Origin of the sequence: Streptomyces sp. URMC 124, assembly GCF_051386455.1 — a bacterium.
Lineage (GTDB): Bacteria > Actinomycetota > Actinomycetes > Streptomycetales > Streptomycetaceae > Streptomyces.
Genome location: NZ_JBPQTS010000386.1, coordinates 1 through 350 on the forward strand (window position 1 = coordinate 1; position 350 = coordinate 350).

A 350-nucleotide genomic window follows, 5' to 3' on the forward strand; every position below is an offset into this window, starting at 1 on the left:
GGATTATCACCCGAAGGTGTGCATCTGGTCGGTTCGCGCGGGGCAATCCCCGAATGCGCCGTTCCCCGGCCGTGCCGGACCCTATTCTCCCCTTCCTGACGGCAAGCATGTCGGCACCTCAGGGACGGGAGGACGCACGATGAGGGCACTTCCGGCGGCAGCGCGGGCCTGTGTCCTGTGCGCCGTCCTCGCCGCCGCCCTGTGCGCCGCCCCCGCCCTGCGGGCCTCCCACGGCGTCCCCTGGGGCGCCGTGGCCCTCCTGGCCGCGGTCTGCGCCGTCTGCGAGAGACTGCCGCGCCGCACCCTGACCCTGCCCGTCCTGCTCGCCGGGGCGTTCCTGCTGCCGCCCG

The 350-nt window shown here is 74.3% G+C and carries 1 pseudogene; it reads left to right on the forward strand.

The features are described 5' to 3' along the window. Positions 1–139 precede the first annotated feature (139 nt). Positions 140–350 (forward strand): annotated as a pseudogene (locus tag ACSNOG_RS33060) (HD-GYP domain-containing protein); the annotation flags it as partial.